The organism is Burkholderia sp. SIMBA_051 (assembly GCF_046534915.1).
Lineage (GTDB): Bacteria > Pseudomonadota > Gammaproteobacteria > Burkholderiales > Burkholderiaceae > Burkholderia > Burkholderia ambifaria.
The window spans coordinates 1-247 of the sequence record NZ_JAWRXS010000686.1; the positions used below are offsets into that span (position 1 = coordinate 1).

The 247-nt window shown below is 63.2% G+C and carries 1 pseudogene; it reads right to left on the minus strand.

Going from position 1 to position 247, the window contains the following annotated elements:
* Positions 1–247 (minus strand): annotated as a pseudogene (locus SB771_RS36215) (replication initiation protein); the annotation flags it as partial.

Below are 247 nucleotides of genomic sequence, written 5' to 3' on the forward strand. Positions count from 1 at the left end.
GCGGTGCTCGGCGATCACGTCGAACTGCTTGTTGCTCAGGCCGAACTCCTCCTTGAGCGTGAGCAGCAGGTCGTGCGCGTTCGGCTGCCGCGTGAGCATGGCCGCGACCGTGTCCTTGCGCTTCAGCCGGAAGCGGATCTTGTTGATCTTGCGCGAGCTTTCGCCGTCCGCGCGCGTCTCGTAGCTGATGTCGAGGTCGGAAAGCTCGTTGATCTGTTTGACCGCCGGATCGAGATACTTCGGCCGG